Origin of the sequence: Flavobacterium branchiophilum NBRC 15030 = ATCC 35035 (assembly GCF_002217205.1) — a bacterium.
Classification (GTDB): Bacteria; Bacteroidota; Bacteroidia; order Flavobacteriales; family Flavobacteriaceae; genus Flavobacterium; species Flavobacterium branchiophilum.
This window is the reverse complement of sequence record NZ_MUGT01000184.1, coordinates 1-8475: the sequence shown is the minus strand read 5'-3', so window position 1 is coordinate 8475 and position 8475 is coordinate 1. Positions and strand designations below refer to the sequence as shown.

General features: G+C 35.7%; 4 protein-coding genes and 1 pseudogene. All 5 read right to left on the bottom strand.

Annotated elements, in window-relative coordinates; genetic code table 11:
• Positions 1–808 precede the first annotated feature (808 nt).
• Positions 809–1237: a hypothetical protein gene (locus B0A58_RS15525; protein WP_014083874.1), complete on the bottom strand. Its 429-nt coding sequence runs from the start codon at positions 1235–1237 to the stop codon at positions 809–811.
• A 133-nt stretch (positions 1238–1370) separates the two neighbouring features.
• On the bottom strand, positions 1371–2252 hold the full coding sequence (locus B0A58_RS16915) for a T9SS type B sorting domain-containing protein (RefSeq protein WP_243389518.1): 882 nt from the start codon (positions 2250–2252) through the stop codon (positions 1371–1373).
• Between the two features lie 2826 nt (positions 2253–5078).
• A pseudogene (locus tag B0A58_RS16910) lies at positions 5079–6143 on the bottom strand (IgGFc-binding protein); the annotation flags it as partial.
• Between the two features lie 437 nt (positions 6144–6580).
• Positions 6581–7135: a GNAT family N-acetyltransferase gene (locus B0A58_RS15510; RefSeq protein WP_089081793.1), complete on the bottom strand. Its 555-nt coding sequence runs from the start codon at positions 7133–7135 to the stop codon at positions 6581–6583.
• Between the two features lie 244 nt (positions 7136–7379).
• Entirely contained in the window at positions 7380–8228 is an 849-nt protein-coding gene (locus tag B0A58_RS15505) for an aldose 1-epimerase family protein (RefSeq protein WP_089081792.1), read from the bottom strand.
• Positions 8229–8475 lie beyond the last annotated feature (247 nt).

Here is an 8475-nt window from a genome sequence, read left to right as displayed (position 1 = left end):
TAGAGGTTAGAAGTTAGAGGTTAGAAGTTAGAGGTTAGAAGTTAGAGGTTAGAAATTAGAGGTTAGAAATTAGAGGTTAGAAGTTAGAGGTTAGAAGTTAGAGGTTAGAAGTTAGAGGTTAGAAGTTAGAGATTCGAGATTAGAGGTTAGAAGTTAGAGGTTAGAAGTTAGAAGTTTTGAAGTTAGCGTTTATTAGGCTCTCTGAAAAAAATGTTTTAAATATATTCTTTTAATCAATAGCCTTTGGCTTGAGCCAAAGGGTACTATTGTTGCATTATCAAAAGGCTTTAGCCGAAAAAAAAGTGGTCATATAAATTTAAGTATGCTCAAGATTAAATCCTCTTGTTTTTAAACCTATAAACATGGTTTCATTCTGCCCTCGTTCTCAAAATGTACTAATGTTTTGAGATTTGTTAAAAAAAATTAAACCAAATTCAAATTTTCTTTCTTTAATCGGGAGTAGTCTATAGATTGTGTAAACTATACTATTAAAGGTTTAACCTTTACTAATATAGGTTTAACCTTTACTAATATAGGTTTAACCTTTACCGATACAGGTTTAACCTTAATTAATGAAGATTTAACCTTTACTAATGTAGGTTTAACCTTTACCGATACAGGTTTAACCTATACTAATGATGGTTTAACCCACACAAATATTGGTTGAAATAACTTCTAACCTCTAACTTCTAACCTCTAACTTCTATCATCAAACTTCTAATCTCTAACTTCTAATCTCTAACTTCTAATCTCTAACTTCTAACCCATTCCATTTGGCACAAAAAAAACCGCTCTAAGGCGGTGTGTGTTAAAAGGCTACATTCCATCGGGGTAATTTGCCATGGACTTCAAAAAACTCTTGAAGTATTTGTGCTTCTAAAAAAGTTGGAATCACACGATTGTTGCTGTTAAAAGTGTCATACCAAAAAACTTCTAACGCTGTGATGTTTTCTTTTTTCATTTGGGTTGGCCAGGTATATTTTCGTCCCGTTTTGGCAAATTGATGTCCGTTTACAATTTTGTCATACAAGCCACCATTTTTGCTTTTGAGGCTTCCGTCGTTTTGAATAGTACCCGTAGAACCCACCATGATCAACTCTTTGTTGTCGTTTGACATGTCATAGACTATAAAAATACCATTATGATTTTCAGAACAATTGCATACATTTTCTAAATCATCTGTCAATTGGAATGTAAATTTATCTTGGACAATGATTTTTTCTAAAGCTTTATACATTTTTTTTTGATATTAAGGTTTTTGTTAAAAAAAAATAAACCCCGCAAATGTTATAAAAACTGCGAGGTTTACAATTTATTTACTTATGAGAACTGCAAATATATATGTTTTTTATAAATTTACAAAAATATTATCATCGAATTATTGAAAAATGTCCTTTAGTTTGTCTGCCATCGTCTAATTGAATGGTAAACCAATAGTCGTCGGCAGGCAACGGTTGCCCATTGAAGGTGCCGTCCCAGCCTATTGCATTGGGCAAAACTTGGTATATCAACTTGCCATATCTATCAAAAATATAAATCATGGCATGTGGATAATATTTGGAACTAATGCCTTTGATTTGCCAAGTATCGTTGATGCCATCGCCATTTGGCGAAAAGAATTTTGGTATTTCTAACACCGTAATGTCTTTTTTTACTACACCACAATCATTTTTAATGTCTTTGATATATACAATATGAGGGCCACTGGCCACGGGACTAAAAAATGGCAACACTTGATAATTATTTTCGTTGTCTAGTGCATACAAATAACTTCCTGCTCCTGTAACTACAACCTCAACTGTGTTGGTATCGGTCAAATCAGTAATGTTAATCGATTGGATATGAGCTATATCCGAAGCGTCTATATAAATGGTTCGGGTACTGTTGCAATGCGTGGAGCTTACTTCTACTCGGTATTCGCCCGTTAGGCTTGCATTGATACTGTAAGTTGTATAAGACAACAAGGTGTTGTTGTAATACCATTTGTAGGTATAATTACTTTCTGGGCTGCCGTCTTGCAATCCTGCATTTATTAAGGCTACATCGTTGGGTCTGTTCAAACAGATTTTGGCATAATCGGTAGTTTTGATTTTAGGTTTTGAAAAGACTTTTAATGGCAAAATGGTTGAAGTAGTACAAATGGGATTCAAATTATTTGTAACAACGATTTTGATATTTTGTGTACCCGATTCAAATGGGCTATTGAGATTGGTAATCAACTGGTTATTAGCATCAAACAACTGAATGCTCATGCCTGTTTGATTTCCTAAAATGGTATTGGCTACATTTGAAAGATCAAAGGGATAAGTACCATTTTGACTCAAAGGGTTGATTATTGGTTTTTGATCGACAATAAAAGTAATTAATGCTTCATCAAAACAGGGGCCATCTGATGCTTCACTATTGGTATTGGCCAAATGGACTTTGATGGTTTTGCTGCCATTTACCAACAGTGGATTGGTAAGGGTAATGGGGTTGTTGGCAGCATCAAAATAGGTGAACGTTTTATTAGTTTGTCCTGCCAAAATGGTGGATTCTAAATGAGTGATGTCAAAATTTTCAGCTCCATCGTTGTTGTTATCGCATTGTCTGATGGTGTTGGTTGCATTTAGCGGATGCACTACTGGAAGGGCTTCTACGTGCAAGGTAACAAATGGGCCAAAGGCAAAACAACCATTGTCAATAATACTATCAACACGAAGATAAATTTGCTGCAAATGGGCCATTGTATTTCTAAAATGGCTGATGTCTGTTATAGGGTTTTGCTCTGCCGAAGCATCGGCCTCGGATGCATAATATTTAATAATGTAATGGCTAAGTGGTGTGGGCAGTTGGCCTTCGATAAAAGTTTTGTGAGCCGAAAAATCGAACATGGCAAATCCATCTATGGCAGTAGATATTCCCGCCACTTCGTCGTCGCATTTGGTAAAATCCTGATGTCCAGTAGCAATATTGATTTGAGTTACCGTTACTATCAAATGCAGTTCGGCAATCTTATAGCATAAGTTGGCATTTTGAACCCTTACAAATACCACTCCGTTATTGCTACTTATATAAGCCGTTGGATTGTTGATTTGTACGCTTACATCGTTGGTATTGGCTCCATCAAATGTGGTAAAGTAACTAAAAGTTTCGTTATTGGCATTAGCCGAAATAAGGGAATTGATTTCAGTCAAATTAAACGGAGCAAAACCATCGGGTGTATCATTATCACATTGTTTCAATTCTATCGGCGATGTTAAAACGGGCATGCTATACGTAGTTAGTAAAACTTCGTTGGAATACAATCCGCAGGTGTTGCCATTTTTATTAATAAAAACACGGTATTTCCAACCGCTCATCGAGGGCAATACAGGATTGAGGTGCAAGGTATTGGTGTTGGCTCCAGATATAGAAGTGCTATTTGCAACAGCCGTCCAGCTGATGCCACCATTGGTAGAAACCTCCCATTGATAGGACGTTACAGCATTGGTAACTACACTAAATGTAGCTTCTTGCATTTCGCAAGATGTAAAAGCTAGAGGTTGTGTGGTAATAGTAATAGGGGCAGCAATAGCATAGTTTGCTTGTGGTGTGGTATAGCCAGTGCCGCTGGTAACAACTCCCTGCCCAGATACAATGGGTGGGGCGGTATTGCCTAATAAACCATCGTGGTTGGGATCGGCAAAACCTGCTTCGACTACATCAAAACAACCATCGCCATCTGCATCTAAATCGATAAAATTCCATAAATTGTCTGCATCAATATTGGCAAGTGTATAATTGAGTAATCCGCTTTCGGGTGCTGTTTCTACGCTGTTGGACAAACCATTTGCTCCAAAAGAGGCTGCATTTCCGTCGATAATCCCATTTTGATTGGCATCCATTGCTGTACTTCCCGATTCGACCAAATCATAAATACCGTCGTTATCAGCATCCAAATCAAGGGCATCGATTACTGCATCTGCATCTGTATTGGCAGGAATTAATCCATTTCCAAAAACATTGTCAATGCCATCTTGGTTGGTATCCAAGTGAGTTAATGTTAAGGAAGTTTCGCCTTGGGCTTCTATAAAATCTGTAATACCATCATTGTCACTGTCGAAGTCTAGTGCATCTGCTATGCCGTCGGCATCGGTATCTTTTGGTACACATGTGGCTTTGATTACAAATGTTGCCTTATTGTCTTGTGTGTCTGATAGATTGATGTGTTTGAAAATCAACGAATCGGTTTGATTTGTTTTGAAACTAAAAGTACCCGTTCCAGGAGCAAGTGGCACATTACTATTAAGTTTGAATCGAATTTCAAACGACGAAAATTGGGTAATACCACTGTCGTAAATGCCATCATAATTAGTATCAATAAGTAATTGATCGGTAGGATTTAAAACGGTAATGGTTTTATTGGTAGGCGAAATCAATCTAAATTCGGCACCATCGTTTAATAAATCATTGGTATTGGCATTATTAACATATTCTAATGATACAGACATGGGTTGTGTCATGTTTTGAATGGTATAAGTCAGGCTGTTGCCTTTGCCCGTAGCCACATGACTAACAAAGGTACCCTGATTGTTACCTACTAAATTGCCAGGAGTGCCTGTATTATTAAAAGTAGCAATAGTGGTGGTATAAGTGTTTGAAAAAGTATTTTGATTGATGGTAAGTGGTGTGTTCAATTGGGATAAATCCAAATTCAAATCGCCAAAGGATTCCATACAATTGGTAATTCCATCTTGATCCAAGTCTAAATCGATATTGTCGTTTGTGCCATCGGCATCGCTATCGTCGGCACAATTGCTTACAGGAATATCGTCCGAAACCAAATTAGGCACGTTGCAACCGTCTATCACGGCACTCACATGATAATAGCCTGGAGTGGTGGGTTGGTAGCTAGGGTTGGTTTCGTTTGGCAAGGCAACATTGTTTTGATACCATTGAAAATTATCAAAAGGCGATAAAGAATTTACATTCAAAAGTACATTAGGAATACAATTGGATTGGGTAATACTAATTTTGTTTAAAGCCACCTCGGGCGTAAAAGTAAAACCCGAATAAAACCCACCATAAGTAGCGGCACCACTAGAGCCAAAATAAGACAAATATACTTGTTTTGTAGAAATAGCCGATACATTTCCCGTTAATCCTTCAATTTTATAGGTAACAAAATTACTGTTTCCCATTACTGGAAAAGGTCCCAATTTTGTATAAGGCAAATTGGCAAAAGTATAACTGACACCATCGATGATAAAACTCAAATCGGCATTGGTTTCAGTTACTATAAAAATAGAAGCTGTAAAATCCGTCAAATCGCTTACTTCATTTATTTTAGGAATATTATTGATGATTTTGGGGGTTTGACAAGACAATGGCGGTACAAAGTGCATGTTTTGGTTGGCTTGCTGGTTTGTTCCTCCAATGCCTTGATAAGCAAAAACATTTTTAGACGTTTGCACGTACAAATTGCCATTGGAAGAAAAATTGGTACCGCTAAAGGCCAAATATTGCCCAGCATTTAGTGTTGCCACGGGCGTAGCAACCCCATGCAGCCTCACCTCGGTATTGTCTTCGTGTGCCACAATAAGGGGGCGTTCCATCACATCTAGTCCATTCCCTTTGATAAAAATATATTCCTACCCCGTGCGTTCGGCAGATACTATTTGATCCATTCCTAAATCCATGTTAGACGAGTTACCATTACTCCCTGCAAATGAGCCACAATTCACAGCAATCGGCTTGTCGGAGGTAATAGAAGCTCCTATCAAACCATCTTTGTTGGCTTGTGTAGGCCCTTTTACAGCAATAGCAAAACTGTCGCCTCTATTCAAAACCACAGGACCAGGGTTGCTACCCGCAGCGGCATTATTGATCAAAACAACCCCTTGCTTGATATCGGCAAATGATACCGTGGTATTGTTTTCGGTGGCTAATATAGTGGCAAAAGTATAATGATTGTCTGACGTACTTGCAACTCCCGTATTGATAAAAGCCCCTATGCGGTAATGGGTTCCAAGCGCCGCAAGCCCTTTTGAAACAATGCTTCCCGCTTGATAATTTTGTGGAGTAGAGGTCAATCGGACGGTAACATACACCAAATCTTCGGCCTCGATGATAAACCCTTTGTTGTGTTTGATACTACCCACATCATCAGATTTGATCAGCATTTGGGTATCTATTCCCGAACCTAAATTGTAAACAAATGGGTTGTCTCGACTTGTAGTACCTGAAATGACTTGACCACCAATTTTAGTAATTGTAAATGCAATTGGCGTTGTACTAGGACAAGAAATATACATCGATTGCCCTTGGGGTACTTGAGAATCTGAATTGGAAACTGGCGGAATATAATGTGTTTTGCTAAATTGAGAAAAAACATTGAGAGTGCCAAACAATACAATCAGTACGAGGCTCGATTTTATAGTTTGCTGCCAAAAAGATTTGATTTGATACATCATGTAAAATTATATAATTGGATTCAACGAATTAAAAAAATGTTTCAATACCATTCCAATACCTAATTAAACTTAGTGATGAAATGATAGAAACTTCAGAACAATTGCCAAATTTATAAATATTGTTTAATTAATTGAAATAAAACAAATTAAATTCTATTTTTTTTCAATAATGAATAAATGACCGTGTCTAAAAATTGTCCATTATAAAATTCGTTTTCCAATAAATGAGCCTCTTTTACAAAACCATTTTTTTGTAATACTTTTTCAGATGCCAAATTATCTGGGGCAATAATCGCTTCTATCGAATGCAATTGCATGACATCAAAACCATAATCAACAACCGCTTTTACGGCCTCGGACATCAATCCCTTTCCAGCAAAATCTTCTAAAAGCATGTAACCAATTTCTGCCCTTCGGCTTTCTGTTTTGATGGTATAATGGCCAATAATGCCTATTACATCCGAAGACTCATGTAAGGTAATACCCCAATTGATCCCTTCATTGGCCTTGATTCTGTCGTCTATCAATTGGATATGTGCCCTTGCTTCTTCCAAGTTTTGAAGTAACGGCCTTGGAATGTACTGCATCAAAACAGGATTGCTTCGTAGGGCTAAAATACCCGCTGCATCATCAGAAGTAAGCCTTCGCAAATGCAATCGTTTAGTATAAATTTCGGGAAATGGCAAAAATTCTAAAGTCATTATTTGAATCGTGTATTAATTTATCTATTTTGTAATCATTATCATGCACCATTATTTTAATCTTTTAATCTTTTAATCTTTTAATCTTTAAATCTTTAAATCTTTTAATCTTTTAATCTTTTAATCTTTTAATCTTTAAATCTTTAAATCTTTTAATCTTTTAATCTTTTAATCTTTTAATCTTTCAATCTTTCAATCTTTCAATCTTTCAATCTTTCAATCTTTTCAACTAAAAAATCCAATTCTAAAACACCTCCACTTCAAATGAAGCCTTAAAAGCTTGGTTGGGTTTTAAAACAATTATACCTTCTTTTTCAAACAAGTTGCCGGTACAATTTGGTGTGTCGGCATAGCCAAACCAAGGTTCTATACATATAAATGGAGCATCAACTTTGGTCCAAATGCCTAAATCAGGAAAATCAGTGTAATCCAATTTTAAAAATGGAGTGCCATTTTCAGTAATTTGAACACTTTTTGAAGGTATATTTTTAATTACCAAGGCATCATTTTCAAATAAATTATAATTCAAAGGCAGTTTTCCTTGATCCAGCTGCAAAGTTTTAGTAGTATTTGAAAGCAAATCGTTGTCTAATAAAAAAGTTGTCAAACTTGTATTTTGCTGAAAATCAATACTATAATTTTCAAAATCCAGAGGCAATGCAAAAGCAGGATGCCCCCCAATACAAAAAGGCATTGGTGTTACATCATTATTTAAAACATGATAGCTTACAACCAATTTGGTATCTATTAATTGATATGAGATTTCAAACAAAAATTGAAATGGATACATTTGTTGGGTTACCTCATTGGCTTGCAGCACAAACACAATACAATCTGATGCGTGTGATTTGACATCAAAAACATAATCACGAGCAAAACCATGTCTTGGTAATTTGAATTCTTGATTATCAATTGTATAAGTATTGTTTTTTAAAGTACCCACTATTGGGAACAACACAGGTGCGTGTTTTGCCCAAAATTTTGGATTACCCTCCCACATATAATTACGTTCTTTGTAATACAAACCACAAAGCTCTGCACCTTTACTTAAAAAAGCAGCCGAAATATAGTCATTCTTGATTGTAATATTCATTGATTGAAAACTTTTAATTGATTTCAAAAGTAAACAATAAAATGGAAATGCAAATAAAATTAGAAGTAAAATGAATTATACTTTTGATGTTTTTAATTCATATTAACAAAAATTCAAAAAAAGTTAGTTGATCCATTTTATGACTGTCCATAACGCATACCAAATAGATAAAATATTTATACCAAATATATTTATAAAATAGTCTAAAGATGCGTAGTTATTTTTTAGAAAAAAATTTCAAAAAAAA

Bases quoted from the DNA above. Each gene is read 5' to 3' on its own strand.
- B0A58_RS15525 (WP_014083874.1), bottom strand. From the start codon at position 1,237: ATGTATAAAGCTTTAGAAAAAATCATTGTCCAAGATAAATTTACATTC.
- B0A58_RS15505 (WP_089081792.1), bottom strand. From the start codon at position 8,228: ATGAATATTACAATCAAGAATGACTATATTTCGGCTGCTTTTTTAAGT.
- B0A58_RS16915 (WP_243389518.1), bottom strand. From the start codon at position 2,252: ATGAGCATTCAGTTGTTTGATGCTAATAACCAGTTGATTACCAATCTC.
- B0A58_RS15510 (WP_089081793.1), bottom strand. From the start codon at position 7,135: ATGACTTTAGAATTTTTGCCATTTCCCGAAATTTATACTAAACGATTG.